Source organism: Nonomuraea sp. SBT364, from assembly GCF_001083785.1.
Classification (GTDB): domain Bacteria; phylum Actinomycetota; class Actinomycetes; order Streptosporangiales; family Streptosporangiaceae; genus Nonomuraea.
On the sequence record NZ_LAVL01000004.1, the window covers coordinates 1 to 20,424 of the forward strand.

The following is a 20,424-nucleotide window of genomic DNA, read 5'->3' on the forward strand; positions in this document are numbered from 1 at the left end:
GCACCAACGCCACCGCGTCGGCCTTAAACTCGGGCGGGTAGTTCTTCATCACCATCAGGGACATCTCTTCCCCTGGACCTCAAGATCCAGTCTCCGAGGTGTCCACGTTCAAGGGGAAAGACCCGACTGCCCGAACGAGGCCGTCTTGCGCCAGCGCCTGGCACAGGCGCTGGCCGAGCACCCCGGCGCGATCGTCCCCTCTCGCGTGATCGACGATGCCGCAGAGGCGGCCCGGTGGGGGATGCACGGCTCCCCGACCCTGCTGATCAACGGCGTCGACGTGTTCACCGCGCCGGGCTCCGCCGGCGGCGCGCCCTCGGTGGCGGCGCTGCGCGAGGCGCTGCGCCGCACGACCGGGCCCGCCTGACAACGGAGAGGGATTCCCGACGTCCCCGGTGAAGGCCCTCTGCAGGTCAGGACCGGGGCGCCGCGGTGAGCGTGTCGATGCCGGGGGCGTAGGCGGTCATCCAGTGCGGATGCAGCCGGTAGTAGACCACGTCGTTGTCCCAGTCGAAGAAGTCGTCGCCGTAGAAGTCCTTGAAGTAGGCGAGCAGGTACGGCCAGTCGGCGGCCGGTTGGCCGTTGTGGGGGTTGAGGATTTCCACCGTGCCGTGCGTGAACACGCCCAGGTCCTCACCGCGCATGTGCGCGACGCTGATGGCGGGGCGGGCGGCGAGATGGCGGGCCTTGGCGGCGCTGCGTGCCGTGCCGAAGTGCCACTTTCCGTGCAGGAAGTGCCCGTCCGCACCGCTGATCCGCGGCTCGCCCTTCGCCGTCACGGTGGACAGGGCGAGGGTGCACATGCCGGTCAGGATTCGGGTGACCTGGTCCGCGGTCAGCGTGTTCGCGCTGACGATCGAGCGGAGGTGCGAGGTGGAGCGGGAGAGGGAGGCATCGAGGAGAGTCTGAAGCTCCTTGAGCTCTTCGGGCGTTTCGCGCATTGAGTTCCTTGTCCATCTGTGAGGATCCCGGTCCACGCCCACGTCGGCGCCGGCCGGTGAGCCGATGATCGCGCTGAAACCCGACGCCCTGTGTCATGTTTTCGGGACTTCCGGACGCAGCGCTTTGACACCTCCTACGGATAACCGCTATCTATTGGCTAACCGTTAGGGGGCAATCGTGCAAGACGCGGTGCTGGCGATGCTCGCCAAGGAGCCGTCGCATGGGTACGGCCTGCGTGCCCGGCTGCGCCAGAGCCTGGGCCCGCTGGGCGAGTCCATGAACCCCGGCCAGATCTACGTGACCCTGTCCCGCCTGGAGAAGGCCGGGCTGGTGGTCTGCGAGCGCGCGGACGGCCTGCCCGAGCGGCCGGACCGCAAGGTCTACGCGCTGACGCCGGCCGGGCAGCAGCGGGTGGCCACGTGGCTGGCCGAGGTGGGCTGGCCCAAGCCGGACATGGCGGAGTTCCATCTCAAGCTCGTCGCGGCGGCCGCGGCCTGGCTCGCCGACCCGGTCGAGCTGATCGCGGCGCAGCGCCGCGAGCTGCTGCGCCGCCTGCGTGAGGCGCAGCAGGCGATCCTGGCCGAGCCGGCGGGTTCGAAGGCCACGCTGCTGCTGGAAGGGGTGGTGCTGCGGCTGCAGGCGGACCTGCGCTGGCTGGAAGTTTGCGAGCGGGCCTGGTCCAGGGGCGGCGCCTCGCGGGCCGATGACAGAGTTGAGGGTGTGTGAGCGAGTCGAGTGCCGTGGTCCAGGTCCGCGACCTGGTGAAGGAGCACGGTCACGGGGAGAGCCGGGTCCGCGCGGTCGACGAGGTCGACCTGGTGGTGCCCGAGGGGCAGACGCTGGCGGTGATGGGCCCGAGCGGCTGCGGGAAGTCGACCCTGCTGCACCTCATGGGCGGCCTGGAGCGACCGTCCCGAGGGGAGGTGTGGCTGGCCGGGCAGCGCATCGACGGCTTGAGCGAGCGAGCTCTGGCGCGCATGCGGCGCCGGTCGGTGGGGTTCGTCTTCCAGGCGTTCCACCTGGTGGAGGAGCTGTCGGCGGTGGAGAACGTGGAGCTGCCCGCGCTGCTGGCAGGCCGTTCGCCGCGCCAGGCCAGGCGGCGCGCGGGCGCCCTGCTCGAACGGGTGGGGCTCACGGCGCGCGCCCGGCACCTGCCTTCCCAGCTGTCCGGCGGGCAACGGCAGCGGGTCGCCATCGCCCGCGCGCTGGCCAACGAGCCACTGGTGGTCCTGGCCGACGAGCCGACGGGCAACCTTGACAGCGCGGCGACCCTCGACGTGCTGCGGATCTTCGAGGAGCTGCGTTCCGCGGGGCAGACCCTGGTGATCGTCACGCACGACGAGCGGGTCGCGGCCACCGCGGACCGGCTGGTCTCGATGCGCGACGGGATGTTCGTCGACGACACCAGGCTGGCCGGTTTCCACCCGCGCGGGCTCGGCGGGCTGATCGGGCTGGAGGGCTGACCGGCATGGGCTCCATCGTGCTCGTCGTCCGCCTGGTGCTCGCCGACGTGCGCCGGCATCCGTCCCAGGTCGCGATGCTCTTGTTCGCGGTGACCGTCGCCACCGCCACTCTGGCTCTGGGCCTGTCCCTGGGCGGGACGAGCCGGACGCTGTACGAGCAGACCCGCGCGGCCACCGCCGGGCCGGACGTGGTGGCGCTCTCCGGCGACACGGGCCCTGCCGTGACCTCGGCCCTGGCCGAACTGGCGGCCGACCCCGACGTGGTCGCCCACCATGGCCCGTACCGCATCGTCTACGCCGATCTCACCACCCGCGGCTCCGTGACGTCCCCGGTGGTGGTGCACGGCTTCGCCGAGAAGCCCGGCGCGCTCAACCGTCCGCTGGTGACTTCCGGCCAGTGGGTGCGCTCGGGCGGCGCCGTCGTCGAACGCGGCTTCGCCACCGCGCTGGGCGTCGGCGTCGGCGACCGCGTCACCATCGCCGGCCGGCCGTACCCCGTCGTCGGGATCGCCGTGACCGCGGCCACCTCCATCTACCCCTGGGCCGCCCAGATCGGCCCCGGCGGCGGCCCCAGCGACTACACCGGCCTGGCCTGGATGACCCGATCGGACGCCCGCGAGCTCGCGTCGTCCGAGGATCTCCCGGTGACGACGGCCGTGGACGTCAAGCTGCGCGACCCCGCCGCCACCGAGGCGTTCCGCGAGGCCCACCGCGGCTCCGACGTCACGGTCGACTTCCACTCCTGGCAGCGCAAGGCCGAGCAGGACGCCGTCATCCTCCGGGGCACCCAGCCGATCCTGGTCCTCGGAAGCTGGCTGCTCAGCTTCCTGGTCGTCGCCGGGGTGGCGGCGCTGGCCGCGGGCCGCGCCGTCCAGCAAACCCGGCGGGCCGGGCTGCTCAAGGCCGTCGGCGCCACCCCCGGCCTGATCGCCGCCGTCCTGCTCACGGAGTACCTGGCCGTGGCGCTGCTGGCCGACGTACTGGGGCTGGTGATCGCGCGCCTGACCGTGCCCGTCATCGCCAGCCCCACCGCCAGCAGGATCGGCGACATCGGCGGCCCGACCGGCCCCGTCATCGCCGCGGCGACCGTTCTGGCCGTGGCGGTGGCGGTGCTGTCGGCGCTGCGTCCCACGCTGCGGGCCCTGCGCACCGCGACCGTCACGGCGCTGGCCGACACCGCCCACCGGCCCCGCCACCGTCCCCGGCTGACCGCGCTGTCCGCGCGGTTGCCCACGCCGTTCCTGCTCGGCCTCAGGCTGACCGCCCGCCGGCCGGGCCGGGTGGTGCTGCAGGCGTGCTCCACCGCCACCACGCTGATCGCGCTCACCGGCCTGCTGTCCCTGTCCGTCCAGACGTCGAGGGGCTACGGCCTGAACGGCTCCACCGCCCTGCCGAACCTGCGGGCCGAGAACACCGGCCACCTGCTGATCGCGGTCTCCGCCCTGCTGATCGCGCTTGCCGTGGTGAACATCATCGCGTTCACCTGGACCACGGCGATGGAAGCCCGGCCGAGCCTGGCCGTCGCCCGTGCGCTCGGCGCCACCCCCGGGCAGGTCTCCGCGGGGTTGTCCATCGCCCAGCTCCTGCCCTGCGTGCCCGGCGCCCTCATCGGCGTCCCCCTGGGCATCGGCGTGTTCTCCGTCCTCAGCCCCGGGAACGCGGCCCTCGCGCCGGTCTCCTCGATGCTCATCGCCGCGCTCGCGACCCTCCTGGTGACGGTGGCGCTCACCGCCCTGCCCGCTCACCTGGCGGCCCGCCGTCCCGTGGTACCTGTGCTCAGCGCCGACACACCGTGATCGGCCGGCAGCAGTTGAAATCGGCCGACGCAAAGGAATCTCGAAGTGGTATCTGACGCCGCCGGCACCCGGCGCCTCATAGCCGGCACGCAAGAGCCCCGCGTGTGGGTGTCTCCCCGGGCAGATCTGGTGACGGCGCTGCTCGGGGTATGGTTCGGGGTCGGCCTGATGATCGACGCCTGGGCGCACGCCAACCTGGCCGAGCTGGAGACGTTCTTCACTCCCTGGCACGCGGTGTTCTACTCCGGGTTCGTCGTGGTCTCCGGATGGATCATCTGGCAGGTGTGGCGCAACGTGCGCGCCGGACGGCACGGACTGGCAGCCGTCCCCATGGGCTATCTCGCCGGGCTGGTGGCGATCCCGGCGTTCGCCGCCTTCGGACTCGCCGACCTGCTGTGGCACACCGTCCTCGGCATCGAGACCACCCTGGACATCTTCTTCAGCCCGTCCCACCTCGGCCTCATCGTGACGATGACGCTCATCATCACGACACCGCTGCGCTCGGCGTGGAACGCCCCCGGCGTCACTGCCCGCCCGCGGCTCGGCCGGCTGCTGCCCGCCCTGATCGGGCTCGCGTTCGCGACCGCCCTGGTGTCGCTGTTCCTGTCGTACGGCGACGCCCTGCAGTACCGGCCGCAGGCGATCGTGCAGGCGTTGTCCATGGGACAAGGCTCGGGCGTCGCGCCACGGGGAGCCGGTCCCCGGCCTGTCGCCCTCGGCGCCGATCGAGTGGCTCTCGCTATGGTCGTCACCAACGTCGTCGTGCTCAGCCCGGTGCTGTTCCTGCTGCGCCGCTGGCCGTTGCCGTTCGGGTCGGTGACCATCATGTACGCCGTCATCGCGCTCATGCCGGGCGTCCGGACGAGCTTCGGCAACCCGCCGATCCTGCTGTCGTTCCTGGCCGCCGGGCTCGTGAGCGACCTGCTGATCCGCCGGCTGCGCCCGTCGGCCGGGCGGCGCGCCGCCTACTGGACCTTCGCCGGGTTGTCGGCGTTCGTCACCTGGTCGCTGTACATCGCGGTCGCCTCGGCCACCGGCGGAGGGCTGCCCGCCGTGCCCGAGCTGTGGACCGGCGCGCCGATCGTCGCCGGACTGATCGGACTGGCGCTCGGGGCGCTGTTCCTGCCGAACGCGGACACCGATTGAGCTTCTCAAACAGACAGAGTGTTTTCTTCGTTCCGGACCACAATCTGTAGCCCTGGGGCCGGCCCGTAAATCGCTCGCTAAAATTGCACGCCTTTCCCTATGGATCTCCACCAATGCTGTGACTAACATCAAGCCAGTAAACATCGACACCGAAGGAGGTAACTAATGGGCCGTATCAAGAAGTTCGGCGTTTCGGCGGCCGCGGTGGCCGCGATCGCCGCCGCGACAACCCTGATGTCACCGACCGTTGCCGCCCAGGCGGCGACCTGCAGCACCAACGCGCAGATCGGCACTGTCGGCGGCTCCGGCTGGGCGCTGTGCAGCGGCGCCGGAGTGACTCAGACGCGGGTCGTGCTCTTCTGTCAGAACAGCAGCGGCAGCTACTCCACGGTATACGGTCCATGGGTTGCTAATTCCGTTAAATCAAATGCCCGATGCAGCAGCACCTCATGGCCGATATCGGTCGGATATCAAACGATGTGAGCCGTCACAAGCTCATCCGATAGCGCCATCAATTCCGGCTCGATAGTGATCCGGATGTTCAAGTCTTCGTCTTCAGTTGTACGGTCCTGGCCGTGGGGGACACGGCCGGGCCGGACTCGGTGACCCGGCGGCGTTCATCGCCGATCCGGCCGCGCCGGCTCTTGCCGCACCCGGCCGGACACCCTCTGGCGGACCTAGCCGAAGTCGACCTCCTTGTAGTTGCCCACCTTGCGCTTGGTGTACAGGTAGGTGCCGCCGGCGGGCACGTTGCGCTCCTCGACGACCCCGGATTTGTTGAGCTCGGCCAGCACCTGCAGCTGCTTGGCGGTGTCGCCGCTCTGGGTGCCGAACCCGATGGGCAGGAACGGGTGCCGCCACCCCTGCTGGGAGGCGGCGTCGGTCACGGTGTCGCCGCCGCGCTGCGCGGGTCGGAAGCTGTAGTCGATCTTGTAGTGGTCGAGCACCACCTTGCAGAAGTCGCAGACCGGCGCGCAGCACTTCAGGTACTTGATGGACGACAGCTTCTCCTCGCCCACCGCGGCCAGGATGCACATCTCGGCGTGGTTGCTGACGTTGTCGCAGAACGCGCCCGCGACGCACACGAGCCGGTCGGTGTTGAGGCCCCGGGACTCGATCTCGTCGACGATGGCGCCAGGGCCCTCCCCGGTGACGCCGCCGAGGCCGTTGGACTTGGTGAACCACAGGTCGTCGCCGACGATGGCGAGCGTGTAGTTGGTGGTCGTGCCGAACTTCTTGCCCGCGATCCACTCGACCAGGGAGTCGATGTCGGACTTCTGAAGTGCCATGGGGGGCCTCCTCGTCGTGGCTGTCCACTGAGTCAGAGGGCGTACGAGCGCGGAAAATACCCCGGATCCACGGGATGCGACGGGACACAGGGCTCCGCGATCACGGTGTCGCAGGTCTCGCCGGCGCATCGCGGTGCGGGCGGTGGACGACCTTTTCCGCCGAGCGGCCGGGATAGACGACGAGCAGGTGCTCCTCCAGTGACAGCGTGCGGGCGTAGATGCGCAGGCGGTAGTGGCCGGGACCGGCGGCGGCCAGGTCTGGCAGCGGCCCGGCCGCCCCGCCGCCGCTCCCCTCGGGGTACGGCGGCACGACCAGGTGGCCGCTGCGGCTGGTGATGCCCACCTCGACCACCTGGTCCCAGCCGGTGAGCCGGAGCGGCGGAGCGCGGTTGAACACCTTGACCGTCAAGCACATCGCCGCATCCCCGTTGGTCACGATGGCGGCGCTGCTGCCCACGACGTCGATGAAGCCGTCCTCAGCGGCGTCGAAAATGTCGGCGACCTCATCGCCGTCGCCGTAGATGTTCCCAGGATCGCCCGCGCTGTCGTCCCGGTCGTCGAAGACGGCATAGCCGCCGCCCTCGGGCAGCATGTACGCGGCCGTGCCCTGCCGCCTGGCCCGCGCCCTGGGCCACGGGTCCGCGCACCGGGCGTTCGCCTCGGCCTTCCACGTGGCCTCCTGCAGATCGCGCTCGGCCTGACGGCGGCCGGCCTCGGCGTTCTGCCGGGCGACGATGCCGGGGCACACGTACTCCAGTGCCGCGGCCAGCTCGATGGTGTCCGCCGTGCCGCCCGCCCGCGAGTGCAGCGCGTTCCGTCCCTGGTCGCCGGGCAGCGCGCACAACTGCGCGCCGTGGATGAGGATGCGCTGGTCGGCCAGGTCCTCGGGGAACATCGCGTCCGCGGCCAAGGTCTCGCCCCTGGCCAGGCAGAGGAACGAGCGCCGCCGCTCCTCGGGCCCGAGGCCGGCCGCGGGCCGAAGCCGGTCGCGGCAGCCCTCATCGGCGACCGTGTAGGTGAGCCAGGCGTCCTTCTCGGCGCCGACGAGAACCATCGGCAGCACGAGCACGGCGGCGGCGGCGAGCAGTCGCGGGGTCCGGCCGGTTCCGGGTGCGGCGACGGCCCGGCCGGGGGCGGCGGCGAGCTCGTGCGCGGTGCGCGCTGCCCACACGACGATCAGCACGTCGAGCGCCTGCACGGCGAGCGACAGGCTGTCGAACGGCCCCTGGCCGACCCGGAGCAGCGGGTGGACCTGCGGGATGAGAAGGGCGATCCAGCCGATGGCGACCGTGGCGGCGCTGAACCGCTTGTCGCGTCCCTGCCCGGCGATGATCATCGCCTTGCAGCCGAGGGTCGCCATCGCCAGCAGGAGCCACCACGTCAGCAGCGGGGCCTCGGTGATCGGCCGCACTGCCGCGGCCAGGACACCGATCAGGCCGAGCGCGAGGGCGAAGATCCGGAACCGTGCCGACACCCCGGCCAGGGCCCGCACCAGCAGGATCATGGTGGCGGTCCACACGGCCCAGCTCGCGGAGTACTCCGCGACGTCGGACAGTGCGCCGAGAAGCTCCCAGAGCAGCAGTTCGCCGGCCACGTCCGCGTAGAGCAGGCGCCGTAGCCACACCACATCACGCGGCAGTGCCCCGCCGCGCGGCGACGCGGGGCCGCGCAGGATCTGCCACAGCGCCCAAGCGTTGAGCGCGCAGATCGCCATGGACAGGAGCCGCGTTCCGTCGTCCCACGGCCGGAGACCTGTCATCGCGACGACCGCGAGCCATCGCCCGCCGTCGTGCACGGCGGCGACGGCGGCGGCGGTCAGGTAGAGCGCGACGGCGACAGCGGCCGGACGCCCGAACCGGTGACGGGCGACAGCGGCCCGGAGTAAGGAGACGATGCGGATGATCTTATTGGACCGGCCGGGCCACCCCGCCGGTCATCTGCGCGAGGATGGCCCCGTGCGCTTGGTAACCGATGAGGAGCGCCGCGCCCGGCTGGGCGTGCGGCACGCTCTCGCACCCATGGCCAAGGCGGCTTCTGCCGAGGAGGCCGCCCGTGCCGTGGTGTGCCTGCACGCCACCGACCCGCCGAGCGTGCATCTGTCCTGTTGGGCGCGGGCCGACGCGCTCGGCATCGACGACGTCGAACGGGCGCTGTACGAGACACGTTCCCTCATGCGGCAGCAGTCGATGCGCGAGACCCTGTTCGTGTTCCCCCGCGATCTCGTGCCTGCGGTGTGGGGAAGTGCCTCGGCCCGGGTGGCCGCGGTCCATCGCAACCGGCTGGTCAGGGACCTCCAGCGCGGCGGGCCGGCCGCTGAGGGGCAGGGAGCCGCCTGGCTCGCGGCTGCGGAGGAGGCGGTGCTGGCGCACCTGGCCGACGGCGTGCCCCGGACGTCGAAGCGGATACGCGAGGAAGTGCCCGAGGCCACCGGCTTCATCGAGCAGGCTCCGGACAAGTCCTGGGGAGGACGGGTCGCGATCGCTCCGCGAGTGCTCACCCAGCTGAGCCTGGACGGCGCGGTGGCGCGCGCGGCCAACGCCGGAGCCTGGTACACGAGCCGCCCGACCTGGACGACGACACAGGTGTGGTGGGGGGACGAGGTGCCCGAGGCGCTGGCGATGCGGCAGGGCTATGCCGAGCTGGTGTCCCGGTGGCTGTGGTCCTACGGCCCCGGCACCGTCGACGACCTCGCTTGGTGGCTCGGCGGCACCAAGTCCGCGGTCCGCACCGCGCTGGAGGACATCGGCGCGCAGCGGGTGTCCCTGGAGGACGGTTCGGCCGGGTGGCTGCGTGCGGACGATCTCGCCCCGGTCGTCGCCGCCGAGCCGTGGGTCGCGCTCCTGCCGTTGCTCGATCCGACCGTGATGGGCTGGAAGTCACGCGCCTTCTACCTCGGTGCGCACGCACCTCAGCTGTTCGACAGTGCGGGCAACGCCGGGACCACCGCCTGGGTCGACGGACGCGTCGTCGGCGCGTGGGTGCAGGATCCCGACGGTGTGGTCGAGTTGCGCCTGCTTGATGACGATGTCACCCCGCGGGCCCGCGAGGCGTTGGTGGCCGAAGCGCGGCGGCTCACCACGTGGCTCGACGGCCAGCGGGTGTTCACCGTCTACCCCTCACCGGTCATGCAGCCCGGCTTCGGGCGTTGACGCGCATGTAGGCGATGGCTTCCGCTGCGGGTGGACCACAACGGGGGTGCGCGCGAGCGCGCGGTGCGGCCGACCCCATCGCGCCGGCGTTCCGGTCCTCCGCTCTTCGAAGCGGCCTCAGCGGCTCAGTCGTGCGCTGCCGGTGTCAGCGAAGCATTCCAGAAGTCGGCGTAGCGGCCGCCGCGGCGGAGCAGCTCGTCGTGGCGTCCTTCTTCCACGATCCGGCCGCCGTCGAGAAAGGCGATGCGGTCGGCGCGCTGGACGGTTCGCATCCGATGGGCGACCATCACGACCGTTCGGCCGGCCATCAGGCGTTCGATGCCCGCGTGGACGGCCGCCTCGTTCACCGGGTCCAGGGCGGAGGTCACCTCGTCCAGGAGCACGATGGGCGCGTCCTTCAGCAGAGCCCGCGCGATCGAGACGCGCTGGCGTTCGCCTCCCGACAGCAGCGTGCCCCCCTCGCCGACATCTGCCGCCCAGCCGCCGGGCAGCCGCTCGATCACCTCGTCCAGCCGCGCGGCGCTCGCCGCCGTCCGCAGCTCGGCCTCGGTGGCCTCGGGGCGGCCCAGCCGTACGTTGTCCTCGATCGTGCCGTCGAAGAGGTAGACGTCCTGGAAGACGATGGCGATCCGGGCCATCAGCTCCTCGGTGCCGATGGCGCGCACGTCCACGCCGCCCACGCGCACCGTGCCCGCGTCGACGTCGTGGAAGCGCGCGAGCAACTGCAGCAGTGTGCTCTTGCCCGCGCCCGAGGGGCCGACCACGGCGAGCCGCCGCCCCTCGGGAACGGACAGCGACAGGTCGTCGAACACCGTGCGGTCGCCATGCCGGAAGGCGACGGACTCCATGCGCAGGCCGTGGCCCGCCGGCTGGATCGGTTCCGGTGCTTCCGGCAGCGGCTCGGTGCGCAGCACCGCGTCGAGCCTGGCCAGCTCGGCGCGCGCGGCACGGAGTTTGCCGCCGATGTCGGCCAGCGACAGGACCGGATCGGCGCAGCGGGCGGCCAGCACCAGGATCGTCAGCACCTCCGCGACGCCGATGCCCCCGCCGAGCGCGAGGTAGGCGCCCAGAACCAGCAACACGGTGAACATCGCCTGCACCACGAGCGTCAAGCCGATCATGCCGGGCAACACCGACAACACGGTGCGGCGGGACGCGCGCTGGAGTTCCCGCAGCGAGTCGTCGAGAAGGGTGAAGCGTTGGCCGCTCCGGCCGCCGGCGCGCAGCACCGGCTGAGCCTGGAGGAACTCGATGACCCGCCCGGTGGCCTCGGTGTCGCGTTCGTGACGGTCGGCGTCGCCCGCGGTTATCGAGCGGCCGGTCCAGATCTGGATCGCCGCCACGAGCGGTACGGCGACCAGGGCGGCCAGCCCGAGCTGCCAGTTGAGGGCGAGCATCACGCCAACGATCGTCACAGGGGTGACGAAGGCGGAGATGTAGGGCGCCAGCAGATGCGCGATCACGCCCATCGTCTCCAGCACGCCCTGGCTGGCCAGGACGGACACCTCCCCGACCCGGCCGGTGCCGTACCAGCCGAGGGGCAGCCGGGCCAGATGATCGCCGAGGCGGTGGTACATGCCACGCAACAGCGTGGTTCCGGCACGGAAGCCGAACAGATCGCTGACATAGCGCAGCATCGCGTAGATCGCGACGGCGCCGCCGAACGCGATCAGCCAGGGCAGCGCGTCCGCGGGGTTGCCGCCGAACAGGGCCCGCAGCACGGGAACCAGCAGGGCGTAGGACAGACCTTCGACGATCGCGGTCATCGTCGTCAAGACCACGGTGCGACGCACCGGCCGGGCATGATCACGGCCCAGGACGCGCAGCAGCATGCGAATCATCGGTACTCCTCGGATTGCCAGAAGGCCGCGAACTTTCCGTTCTCTGCCAGGAGGTCGGCGGGCCTGCCCTGCTCGACGATCGACCCGTTGTCCAGCATCACGACGGTGTCGGCGTCGGCGACCGTCTCCAGGCGGTGGGCGATGACCAGGATCGTGCGATCGCCCTCCAACGCCGTCAGTGCCCGCCGTACCGCCTGCTCGGTCTGCGGGTCGGCGAACGCGGTCGCCTCATCCAGCACCAGCACAGGTGTGGCGGCGAGCAGGGCCCGGGCGAGGGAGATCCGCTGCGCCTCGCCACCCGACAGCCCGGCCTCCTGCCCGAGCACCGTGTCGTAGCCGCGTGGCAGATCGAGGATCCGGTCATGGATGTTCGCCGTCCGGGCGGCGTGCATCACCGCGTCGAGGTCGGCATGCGGTACGGCAAGCGCGATGTTGTCCGCGACCGATGCGCGCAGCAGGCGCACGTCCTGGAAGACGAAGGAGACCATCCGGTAGAGGTCACGGCCGCTGAGGTCGCGCAGATCGACGCCGCCCAGGGTGACCGAACCGTGAGTCGGGTCGAAGAAGCGCGGCAGCAACTGGACCAGCGTGGACTTGCCGCTGCCCGAGGGCCCGACGATCGCGGTGACCGTACCCGGTTCGAGCGTCAGGTCGATCCCGCGCAGCACCTCGCGACCGTCTTCGTAGCCGAAGCGGACGTCACGCAGTTCCACCCGGTGGCCCTGCGGCGCGATCGGGTGCGCGGGCTCCGGCAGCGGCGCCACCTCGAGCACGTCCCGGATCCGGCCGACCGCGCGCCGGGCGGCCTGCAGGTCGTCGAAACTGTGGGCGATGAGGGCTTCGACCGGAGCGGTCAGGCCCAGTCCCAGCAGCAGGAAGGGCAGCAGGTCGGCCGGGGGCAGGCCGCCGGCCGTGATCAGGATGGTGCCGCCGATCAGGACGGTCAGCAGCACGAACGGCGGTGACAGCACCAGTTGCATCCCGGCGGCGATCACCGAGAGGCCGCGCACGAAGCGGTGGTAGATGCCGACGAAGTCGTCGGTGGCCGTGCGGAACTTGCGGTGGGCGCGCCTGGAACCGCCGAAGACCTTGACCACCGAGATGCCCTGGACGAACTCGACGACGGAATCGGCGATCTGCCCCATGGCCGCATCGAACTGCTTCTCCTCACGCAGCCGGGTCGGGGTCATCATCAGCGGGACGTGCGCCAGGGCCAGCACCACCGGGATCAGCGTGATCAACGTGAGCCGCCAGTCGATGGCGAACAGGTAGACCAGCGAGAGCACCGGCACCACGAAAGCGGCGATGAGCTCGCCGGGGGCGTGGGCGATGAACGGGTGCACGGCACTGACGTCCTGGCCCACCACCTTGGTCAGCTCGCCGGTCCGGCGCCGGGAGAACCAGCCGATCGGCACGCGTCCCAGCCGCGCGGCCAGGTGCCGGCGAAGGGCCAGTTGCACCCGGCCGTCGAGCAGGTGCCCGAGCCCGGATGACGTGGCCGTGAACAGCAGCCGGACGAGCAGGCCGACCGCCCCGGCGATCACGACGAACCAGACGTGATCGTGATCGATCGGGCGAGGCGCCAGCAGGCCGCGCCCCAGTTCGACGACCGCCAGCAGTGGTGCCAGACCCGCGACGGCGCCGATCACCTGCGAGCCGACAACGGCGGCGAAGCTCCACCGGTAGGGGCGCAGCAGCCCTGCCACGGACTGTCCCGCCGCGTCATCGGCGTCCGGTGAGGGCGGGGACTGCTCCCTCGTCGGCGCGAAGTCGGTCGTGGTCATCGCTCTCCTGTCTTCGTGGCGGGGATCTTCTCCGGCACGGTCAGCCGTGCATCGCCATGCCGTACAGAGCCGTGAGCGCTTCGTCGATGGGATGGGGCTGCGGCCTGCCCGAGGAGTCGAGCCTGTTCCACCTCTGCATGTTCACCGCGACGGCCATCTGCCGCTTGCCGTCGGCGCTGGTCATGGCCAGTGCTCCGGCGCCCCAGACGGTGCCGCCATGCCCCCAGAAGGTGCCGCCGGGCATCTCCATCGGGTACAGGCCCAGCCCGTAGTCGATGATCTTGCTTTCCTGGGAGACGACGCGGACGGTGCGCCGCATCTCCGCCAGCGACGACGGGCTGACGATCTCACCGGCGAACAACAGGCCGAAGAACCGGTTGAGATCCGCGACGGTCGAGATCAGCGAAGCCGCCGGCCCCGCGAAGGACATGTCGAAGACGCTGAAGTCGCGCGGCGGCTCGATCATGCCGAACCACGCCTCGTAGATCTGCGACTGCGGCCCGCTGAACGTCGGTCCATCGGGAAGCTCGGTGTCCCGCAGCCCGGCGCGCTCGATGACGTTCCGGGTGATGTACGTCTCGGCCTTCGTGCCGGTGACCTGCTCCAGAAGCCGGCCGAGCAGGAGGTAGTTGGTGTTGGAGTACAACCCCGGAGTGCCGCCGGGCGCGCTGAAGGCGGGTGCGGAGACGCCCTTCTCGATCAGCTCGATGGCGTCGAACCGGGTGAGCCGGTGGTCGTCCAGGCTCTGCGGCCTCGTGTCGGCCACGGCCGGGAAGGCCTTGAGCGAGGGATAGACGTACGGAAGGTATTCGGCGAGACCGCTCGTGTGGTTGATCAACATCCGGACGGTGATCGCGTCGCCGCGTTCTCCGGGAACCAGCTTCGGCAGGTAGCGGCCGATCGGCGCGTCGAGGCCGATCTGACCGCCTTCGACCAGTTGCATCACCGCGGCGGCGGTGAAGGTCTTGGTGATGCTGCCGACGCGGTGCCGCATGCCGGCGGAGACAGGGCGGCCGGTGGCGAGGTCGGCGACCCCGGCGGCGCCGCGCCAGACCTCGTCGCCCTCACGTACCTCGGCGAACAGGCCCGGCATTCCGGCGCGGTGGACGTTCTCCAGGGCGGTGTTCAGATCTTCGGGGCTTCTCATGACATGCGGCCTTCCATCGGCGCCGGGGCTGATGCACCCATTATGCACGCGGTGCGTGCAACACCAAGTGCATCGGTATGCTGATCTCCGACGAGAGGGATGAGATGGCAGGTAGAAGGCGCTGGTCGACCGAAGAGATCCTCGACACGGCCGAGGAGTTGCTGCGCACGAGCGACGCCGAGTCGTTCAGCGTGCGCAAGCTCGCGGCAGTGCTCGGCACCGATTCCTCCAGCCTCTACCGGCACTTCCGCAACAAGACCGAGCTGCTGCGCGCGGTCGCCGACCGAATCATCCTGGCCGCCATGGACGGCTACAGGCCCGAAGGCGACTGGAAGCAGCGCATCACCACCCTGGCCCTGCGCGTGAGAGAGGCCTTCGGCCAGCACCCCCAGCTCGCCGCGGTCTGGGGACGCTACGCGTCAGGCGGCACCGGTTCGCGGCTGGTCATGGAGGAGGTGCTGCAGGCCCTGCGCGCGTCGGGACTGCCTGACGCGCAGATCCCCGCGCACCTCCACCGGATCACGGTCCTCGTCGCCGCGTTGATCGCCTCCGAGGCCGGGATCAGCACCCTCACTCCCGAAGAGTACGAACAGGGCATGGAACTGTTCCGCGTCGCGGTACTCGGCGCCGACCCCGAACGCTTCCCCGCTCTGACCCACTTCGCCCGCGACGTCCGCCCTCTCGGGGCGGACCGCCGTGCCGCGTTCGAAGAGATCCTCGCCGTCCAGCTCGCCCACGTCGAGGCCGTCATCCACTGAGCCGGCCGCCGGGCCGGGCTCGCGGCAGCCTGGATCAGGCGAGCAGCCGGTCGACCAGCCGGTCGAGGTAGTCGGGAGTGAGCGGGTCCGCGCCGAACAGGACGCGCATGTAGATCGGCGCCAGGAGGTGGTCCAGCACCTCCAGCACGTCGGGCGGGTTCTCGCCGCGGTCGCGGGCGCGGTCGAGCATGGCCTGCAACTGCTTGGTGCGGTCGGCCAGGAGTTCGTCGCGCGCCCGGAGGCCCTGCTGCCCCTCGCCCGACAGCGCGATGGTCAGCCGCACCAGCGCCAGGCCGTCGGGTCCGGTGACCTCGCGGGCCACGTTGGCGGCGTGGGTCCGCAGGTCGCCGGCCAGGCTGCCGGTGTCAGGCATCGGCGACCGCGTGTTGAGCCGGGTCAGCAGCACATCGCTGAGCAGGGCCTGGAGGTTGCCCCACCGGCGGTAGAGGCTGGTGTCGGCCACGCCCGCGCGGGCCGCGATGTCGCCGACGGTGAAGTTCCCGTAGCCGCGCTCGCTGACCAGGTCGGTAACGGCCTGGTGCACCGCGGCGCGGACCCGGGCGCTGCGCCCGCCGGGCCGCCTGGCCCGCCCCTGCTCGTCCATACCCCATCTTAACGCAGTCGCGACCTGCGTTAGACTCTCCGCTAAACGCAGTGAATGACTGCTTTTAGGAGGATGTGCGTGAGAGCGTTGCTCACCCTGACCTGCGCAGGTCAGTTCATGGTGCTGCTCGACAACACGATCGTCGGCGCCGCCCTGCCCGACATGCAGCAGCGGCTCCACACCGACATGGCCGGCCTGCAATGGATCGTCGACGCCTACGTGCTGCTGGTGGCCATGCTGTTGCTGTCGGGCGGCGTCTTCGCCGACCGGTTCGGCCGCAAGCGGGTGTTCCTGGCCGGGGTGGTGGTGTTCACGGCCGCGTCGGTGGTGTGTGCGCTCGCGCCCTCGATCGGCTGGCTGATCGCCGGGCGGGTGCTGCAGGGCGTCGGGGCCGCGGCGCTGAGCCCCGCCTCACTGGCGCTGCTCGCCGCCGCGTACCCCGTCCCGCAGGAACGGGTCAAGGCGATCGGGTTGTGGGCCGGGTTCAGCGGAATCGGCCTGGCCGCCGGACCGCTGGCGGGCGGCCTTCTGGTGGAGTCCTTCGGCTGGCCCGCCATCTTCCTCGTCAACGTGCCCATCGGGGCGGTCCTGCTGCTGGCCGGCCTGCGCGTGCTGGGGGAGTCCCGCAATCCCGGCGCGCCGGCGATCGACGTCCCGGGGACGGTCCTGTCCGTCCTGGGGGTGGGAGCGCTGACGTACGGGCTGATCGAGGGCGGTTCCCGTGGCTGGACCTCACCGGTGATCCTGGGCAGCTTCGCCGCCGGAGCGGTGCTCGTGGCCGCGTTCGTCGTGGTCGAGGGGCGTGTGCCGACGCCGATGCTGCCGCTGCGGCTGTTTCGTCAGCGGCTGTTCACGGTGTCCAACACGGCGATGGTCGTGGTCGGGTTCGCGCTGATGGGGTCGTCGTTCTTCTTCTCCCAGTTCTTCGTCCACGTCCAGGGCACCTCGATCCTGGTGGCCGGCCTGCAGACCCTGCCCGTCTCGCTCGGCATGGTGATCGTCAGCCCGTACGCGGGCCGGCTCGCGGCCAGGTACGGCTTCCGCGTCGTCGTCGGCACCGGCCTGGCGCTGGCCGGGCTGGGGCTGCTGACGCTCGGCCTCGTCCACGCCGACACCGGCTACGGGAACGTGTGGTGGCGGCTGGCGGTCGCCGGCATCGGGTTCGCCCTCACCATGTCGCCGCTGACCGGGGCCGCCATCCAGGCGGTCAGCCCGCAGGAGGGCGGCCTCGCCTCGGGCGTCAGCAGCACCACCCGGCAGATCGGCGCGGTGCTCGGCGTGGCGGTGCTCGGAGCGATCGTCCACACCCGGGAGTCCGGCGGCGCCTCCTTCGAGTCCGGCCTCAACAGCGCCTTCCTCACGGCGGGTGCCGTGACGCTGGCCTGCGCCGTGTTCACCGGCCTGTGGCTGACTCCGGGCCGGACGCCGAGGGGCCTCCGGGCCGAACGGCCGGGAGGCCAGGCAGTCAGTGAGCCGCCGCTGACAGTCCCTCCCGGCCGGCCCACGTCCTGAGCCGCCCGGCGTAGGCGCGAGGGCCGGGAATGGCGACCGGTGGGGAACCGGCGAGGTACGCCATCGGCATGATCTGCTGCCCCAACCGGCATCTCACGCACCCGTGCCCTACCGGCAGGAGGTGACATCTACCAGGAACGGAAGGCCCGCTGAACGTCGCCCTCCGATACGGGAGAGAACATGATCAGCACAGCGGTCAGTCTCGGCCTATTCGTCGCCGTGGGTGGGGACGATATCGAGCTTGCGCATGCGGCGCTCGCCCCATTCCCCCAGAGTGCCGAGCGCTGTGTAGAGTGCAACGCCTTCGTCGGTCAGCTCATACTCGACCCGGGGCGGTGTCTCCTCGAACACGGTTCGCCGGATGATTTCGTCCGCCTCGAGCTCGCGTAGTTGCTGGGCGAGCACTTTCTCGCTGATGCCAGGGAGGCTGCGGCGCAATTGTCCGAATCGATGGAGCCGCTCGTCCAGTGCCCAGAGGATCAGCGCTTTCCACTTGCCTTCGACGACGTCCATCGCGGCGTCGAGGGCACAGATGTAGGGCGGGTTGCGCATCTGCCTCATGATAGCCGGGACGCCCTGCCTCACTCGTGGATGCCCTGGTGCGGGGCTCAGCCGGCGGCGATGGCGCGCCGCATCCGCCACAGCGAGGCGCGCAGGTGCCCGGCCAGATCCGCGGGCACACCCGCCTCACCGGAAGCGGAGAGGATGTTCTCCAGGCCGGTCGCCTGCATCGCGGGGTTGTACTCGTCCGGGACGGATTCGCTCACGTCGGCGCCGGCGACTGTGATCGGGAGCACCTGCTCCATCCATGGCTGGAGCACCTCGCGCTTGAACGTCTCCACGTCCCCGCCTTCCGCGTGGACCAATGCCACGGCGTGGTCCGCCCCGGCGCCCATGCCGTACATGCCGCTGAGGGCGGCCATGTCATACAGCGCCGCGAACCCTGGGTCCTCGCCCACCCAATGAGGACGCCCAATGGGGGCGAGCACAGGGGCGACACGGTCGAACACGTCACGCGCACCGCTGTAGAGGATGAAGGCCCCCTCGGTCCCCACCGTCGGGGGCACGGCCATGATCCCGCCCGCGAGGAAACGCGCCCCGGACTCCTTCAGCCATCCGGCGAGCTCGCGCGCTTGCCGTACGGAGCCGCTGGTCAGGTTGACAATCGTCTCATCCGCTAGCTTCCGCGCGACCGGTGCGAGCGTGTCACGGACGCTGGCGTCGTCCAGCAGGCATGCGACCGTCAGGTCACCCACGCCGATCGCCTCTTCCACGCTCGATGCCTCCTGCGCGCCGCGCGCGAGGAGCTCGCTCGCCCTCCCGGGGGTACGGTTCCACACTGTCACCTCACGACCGGCACCGAGGAGCGCGCTCGCGAGCGCGCGTCCCATGGCTCCCAGACCGAGGATGCTGATTCGTTCATTGCGCGTATTCATGCGCAACACTGTTCACCCACGCGGTTCCTGCCACAAGAACGCACTTCGAAGTGTGTGATTACCTGAAGGTTAGTCACCTGGCCCGCCTGGACGGTGGCACGCCGATCGTCCGCGCCAGACGATCAGCGAGAAGGGGCGGCCGCATGGTCGGAGGAGCGCGGCGGCCGGTAGCCGGTGGCCGATCGCTCGTCTTCAAGTCGGTCACCTAACCAACCATAGACAGCAACGGGTTTGGCTGGCTATGGTTGCTCTCAGTTAGTCAACTAACTTTATCGGGAGAAAGCTCTCGGCATGACTAACCACAATCGATGGGAAAAGTTCATGATCGTAGTAACAGGAGCCACCGGCAACGTTGGCCGACCGCTCGTGCAGGCACTCGCGGCAGCCGGCGAGCAGGTGACGGCGGTGTCCCGAGGAGTCTCGGAGGTGGCGGTGCCAGAGGGTGTCCGGTACCGCCAGGTGGACCTGGCCGCCCCTGAGAGCCTTCGGTCCGTTTTCGACGGCGCTGACGCGGTGTTCCTCCACGACGGCGGTGCCGGCGAGCACCTGCTGAGCCCCCAGGGCATCCTGGACGTCGCGAAAGCCGGTGGCGTTCGACGGGTCGTCCTGCTGTCCTCCCAGGGAGTCGCAACCCGACCGCAGTCGTCCTCCCATGGGCAGATGGGACGGTCCATCGAGGACGTCATCCGGCAGTCGGGCATGGACTGGACGATCCTGCGGCCCGGTGGCTTCGCCTCCAACGCCTTCGCATGGGCCGAGACGATCCGCACGGGGCGCACGGCCGCCGCACCGTTCGGGGATACCGGGCTGCCGTGGATCGACCCGGCCGACATCGGCGAGGTCGCCGCAGCAGCCCTGCGCGAGGACGGTCACGCCGGGCAGGTCTACGAGTTGACCGGGCCCGCCCTCATCACGCCCCGGCAACGAGCAGAGGTGATCGGCGACGCGCTCGGCGAGCCGATCCGGTTCATCGAGCAGACCCGCGACGAGGCCCGCGCGCAGATGCTGCAGTTCATGCCCGAGCCCGTGGTCGAGACCACCCTTGACATCATCGGCAATCCCACCCCCGCTGAGCTGCGAATCAGCCCCGACGTCGAACAGGTCCTCGGCCGCGCGCCCCGCACGTTCGCCGAATGGGCGATCCGCAACATCGCCGCCTTCAGATGACCCACCCGGGGTGACCGTTCCGCCAACGCAGACAAAGCCCCCAGCTCAGTTGGCTTTGGCGACCGGTGTCACGTTGGTTGACGGCAGCGCAACTCGCCGGCCACCACGATCATGGTCACCCCGGGCAAGGGCTGGTGGGTCAGGGCAGACCTCCCGGCCCCGCCAGCCGAGTAACGCCAGCAGCCACCACAGCGCGGCCATGAAGCGGACATGGTTACGGCTACCCGTTGTGATCACCCCTGTCCCGACGCCTCGCGCTGCCGGGCACGCCAGGCCCGGACGCGGCACCGCGCCGAGCAGAACCTCGCGTCCGCGCCGTCGCACCCCCGCCCACACCCCCACCCCGCACCCGGGACAGCGCGCCCACGCCGACATGCGCGCCCACCGCGC

The 20,424-nt window shown here is 70.6% G+C and carries 19 protein-coding genes; 10 read left to right on the forward strand and 9 right to left on the reverse strand.

Annotated features, from left to right (window positions below):
- The first annotated feature begins 145 nt into the window (after positions 1 to 145).
- The gene (locus ADY59_RS03210; RefSeq protein WP_049557354.1) at positions 146 to 367 is read left to right on the forward strand and encodes a hypothetical protein; all 222 of its coding nucleotides are present in this window, start codon (positions 146 to 148) and stop codon (positions 365 to 367) included.
- 46 nt (positions 368 to 413) lie between these two features.
- On the opposite strand, the gene ADY59_RS03215 is transcribed toward ADY59_RS03210, so the two are convergent.
- The gene (locus ADY59_RS03215; RefSeq protein ID WP_049557356.1) at positions 414 to 941 is read right to left on the reverse strand and encodes a pyridoxamine 5'-phosphate oxidase family protein; all 528 of its coding nucleotides are present in this window, start codon (positions 939 to 941) and stop codon (positions 414 to 416) included.
- 178 nt (positions 942 to 1,119) lie between these two features.
- Between ADY59_RS03215 and ADY59_RS03220 the strand changes: the two genes are divergently transcribed.
- The 5 genes from ADY59_RS03220 to ADY59_RS49550 all read left to right on the forward strand — a co-directional run bounded on the left by ADY59_RS03220 (position 1,120) and on the right by ADY59_RS49550 (position 5,830).
- Complete coding sequence (locus ADY59_RS03220) at positions 1,120 to 1,668, forward strand: PadR family transcriptional regulator (RefSeq protein ID WP_049557358.1); 549 nt, start codon at positions 1,120 to 1,122, stop codon at positions 1,666 to 1,668.
- Positions 1,665 to 2,405 (forward strand): ABC transporter ATP-binding protein, encoded by a 741-nt coding sequence (locus ADY59_RS03225; protein ID WP_049557361.1) that lies wholly within the window; start codon positions 1,665 to 1,667, stop codon positions 2,403 to 2,405. The genes ADY59_RS03220 and ADY59_RS03225 overlap by 4 nt, the downstream gene beginning before the upstream one ends.
- A 5-nt stretch (positions 2,406 to 2,410) precedes the next feature.
- Positions 2,411 to 4,201, forward strand: a complete 1,791-nt coding sequence (locus ADY59_RS03230) for an ABC transporter permease (protein ID WP_049557364.1) — start codon at positions 2,411 to 2,413, stop codon at positions 4,199 to 4,201.
- Positions 4,202 to 4,303: 102 nt separating this feature from the next.
- The gene (locus ADY59_RS03235; RefSeq protein ID WP_231618514.1) at positions 4,304 to 5,347 is read left to right on the forward strand and encodes a hypothetical protein; all 1,044 of its coding nucleotides are present in this window, start codon (positions 4,304 to 4,306) and stop codon (positions 5,345 to 5,347) included.
- Positions 5,348 to 5,512: 165 nt separating this feature from the next.
- A complete protein-coding gene (locus ADY59_RS49550; protein ID WP_156325263.1) occupies positions 5,513 to 5,830 on the forward strand; it encodes a hypothetical protein in 318 nt (105 codons plus the stop codon).
- A gap of 194 nt (positions 5,831 to 6,024) precedes the next feature.
- Here the strand turns inward: ADY59_RS49550 and ADY59_RS03240 are convergent, their stop codons facing one another.
- Both ADY59_RS03240 and ADY59_RS03245 read right to left on the reverse strand, forming a co-directional pair.
- On the reverse strand, positions 6,025 to 6,636 hold the full coding sequence (locus tag ADY59_RS03240) for a hypothetical protein (protein ID WP_049557366.1): 612 nt from the start codon (positions 6,634 to 6,636) through the stop codon (positions 6,025 to 6,027).
- 100 nt (positions 6,637 to 6,736) lie between these two features.
- Complete coding sequence (locus ADY59_RS03245; protein ID WP_156325264.1) at positions 6,737 to 8,395, reverse strand: hypothetical protein; 1,659 nt, start codon at positions 8,393 to 8,395, stop codon at positions 6,737 to 6,739.
- 196 nt (positions 8,396 to 8,591) lie between these two features.
- Between ADY59_RS03245 and ADY59_RS03250 the strand changes: the two genes are divergently transcribed.
- Complete coding sequence (locus ADY59_RS03250; protein WP_049557370.1) at positions 8,592 to 9,785, forward strand: winged helix DNA-binding domain-containing protein; 1,194 nt, start codon at positions 8,592 to 8,594, stop codon at positions 9,783 to 9,785.
- A gap of 125 nt (positions 9,786 to 9,910) precedes the next feature.
- On the opposite strand, the gene ADY59_RS03255 is transcribed toward ADY59_RS03250, so the two are convergent.
- The 3 genes from ADY59_RS03255 to ADY59_RS03265 are packed head-to-tail and all read right to left on the reverse strand — an operon-like array spanning position 9,911 to position 14,557.
- Positions 9,911 to 11,626: an ABC transporter ATP-binding protein gene (locus ADY59_RS03255; protein WP_049557372.1), complete on the reverse strand. Its 1,716-nt coding sequence runs from the start codon at positions 11,624 to 11,626 to the stop codon at positions 9,911 to 9,913.
- Positions 11,623 to 13,410 carry an ABC transporter ATP-binding protein gene (locus ADY59_RS03260; protein WP_049557375.1) on the reverse strand — a complete coding sequence of 596 codons (1,788 nt, stop codon included), beginning with the start codon at positions 13,408 to 13,410 and terminating at the stop codon, positions 11,623 to 11,625. Before ADY59_RS03260 ends, ADY59_RS03255 begins: the two co-directional genes overlap by 4 nt.
- 40 nt (positions 13,411 to 13,450) lie before the next feature.
- Positions 13,451 to 14,557 (reverse strand): serine hydrolase domain-containing protein, encoded by a 1,107-nt coding sequence (locus ADY59_RS03265; RefSeq protein WP_049557378.1) that lies wholly within the window; start codon positions 14,555 to 14,557, stop codon positions 13,451 to 13,453.
- Positions 14,558 to 14,661: 104 nt separating this feature from the next.
- Between ADY59_RS03265 and ADY59_RS03270 the strand changes: the two genes are divergently transcribed.
- Positions 14,662 to 15,315, forward strand: a complete 654-nt coding sequence (locus tag ADY59_RS03270; protein ID WP_049557654.1) for a TetR/AcrR family transcriptional regulator — start codon at positions 14,662 to 14,664, stop codon at positions 15,313 to 15,315.
- Between the two features lie 34 nt (positions 15,316 to 15,349).
- Here the strand turns inward: ADY59_RS03270 and ADY59_RS03275 are convergent, their stop codons facing one another.
- A complete protein-coding gene (locus tag ADY59_RS03275; RefSeq protein WP_049557381.1) occupies positions 15,350 to 15,919 on the reverse strand; it encodes a TetR/AcrR family transcriptional regulator in 570 nt (189 codons plus the stop codon).
- 78 nt (positions 15,920 to 15,997) lie between these two features.
- Between ADY59_RS03275 and ADY59_RS03280 the strand changes: the two genes are divergently transcribed.
- Complete coding sequence (locus ADY59_RS03280) at positions 15,998 to 17,431, forward strand: MFS transporter (protein WP_197093407.1); 1,434 nt, start codon at positions 15,998 to 16,000, stop codon at positions 17,429 to 17,431.
- 207 nt (positions 17,432 to 17,638) lie between these two features.
- Here the strand turns inward: ADY59_RS03280 and ADY59_RS03285 are convergent, their stop codons facing one another.
- Both ADY59_RS03285 and ADY59_RS03290 read right to left on the reverse strand, forming a co-directional pair.
- Positions 17,639 to 17,983 (reverse strand): winged helix-turn-helix transcriptional regulator, encoded by a 345-nt coding sequence (locus ADY59_RS03285; protein ID WP_053174416.1) that lies wholly within the window; start codon positions 17,981 to 17,983, stop codon positions 17,639 to 17,641.
- A 56-nt stretch (positions 17,984 to 18,039) separates the two neighbouring features.
- The gene (locus ADY59_RS03290) at positions 18,040 to 18,867 is read right to left on the reverse strand and encodes an NAD(P)-dependent oxidoreductase (RefSeq protein WP_049557660.1); all 828 of its coding nucleotides are present in this window, start codon (positions 18,865 to 18,867) and stop codon (positions 18,040 to 18,042) included.
- Positions 18,868 to 19,158: 291 nt separating this feature from the next.
- Here ADY59_RS03290 and ADY59_RS03295 point away from each other — a divergent pair, with 291 nt between their 5' ends.
- Positions 19,159 to 20,034, forward strand: a complete 876-nt coding sequence (locus ADY59_RS03295; RefSeq protein WP_331459460.1) for an NAD(P)H-binding protein — start codon at positions 19,159 to 19,161, stop codon at positions 20,032 to 20,034.
- Positions 20,035 to 20,424: the final 390 nt, after the last annotated feature.

Coding starts and splice junctions, on each gene's coding strand:
- ADY59_RS03215 (WP_049557356.1), bottom strand. CDS start 941: ATGCGCGAAACGCCCGAAGAGCTCAAGGAGCTTCAGACTCTCCTCGAT.
- ADY59_RS03230 (WP_049557364.1), top strand. CDS start 2,411: ATGGGCTCCATCGTGCTCGTCGTCCGCCTGGTGCTCGCCGACGTGCGC.
- ADY59_RS49550 (WP_156325263.1), top strand. CDS start 5,513: ATGGGCCGTATCAAGAAGTTCGGCGTTTCGGCGGCCGCGGTGGCCGCG.
- ADY59_RS03240 (WP_049557366.1), bottom strand. CDS start 6,636: ATGGCACTTCAGAAGTCCGACATCGACTCCCTGGTCGAGTGGATCGCG.
- ADY59_RS03245 (WP_156325264.1), bottom strand. CDS start 8,395: ATGACAGGTCTCCGGCCGTGGGACGACGGAACGCGGCTCCTGTCCATG.
- ADY59_RS03255 (WP_049557372.1), bottom strand. CDS start 11,626: ATGATTCGCATGCTGCTGCGCGTCCTGGGCCGTGATCATGCCCGGCCG.
- ADY59_RS03260 (WP_049557375.1), bottom strand. CDS start 13,410: ATGACCACGACCGACTTCGCGCCGACGAGGGAGCAGTCCCCGCCCTCA.
- ADY59_RS03265 (WP_049557378.1), bottom strand. CDS start 14,557: ATGAGAAGCCCCGAAGATCTGAACACCGCCCTGGAGAACGTCCACCGC.
- ADY59_RS03270 (WP_049557654.1), top strand. CDS start 14,662: ATGGCAGGTAGAAGGCGCTGGTCGACCGAAGAGATCCTCGACACGGCC.
- ADY59_RS03275 (WP_049557381.1), bottom strand. CDS start 15,919: ATGGACGAGCAGGGGCGGGCCAGGCGGCCCGGCGGGCGCAGCGCCCGG.
- ADY59_RS03285 (WP_053174416.1), bottom strand. CDS start 17,983: ATGCGCAACCCGCCCTACATCTGTGCCCTCGACGCCGCGATGGACGTC.
- ADY59_RS03290 (WP_049557660.1), bottom strand. CDS start 18,867: ATGAATACGCGCAATGAACGAATCAGCATCCTCGGTCTGGGAGCCATG.
- ADY59_RS03295 (WP_331459460.1), top strand. CDS start 19,159: ATGACTAACCACAATCGATGGGAAAAGTTCATGATCGTAGTAACAGGA.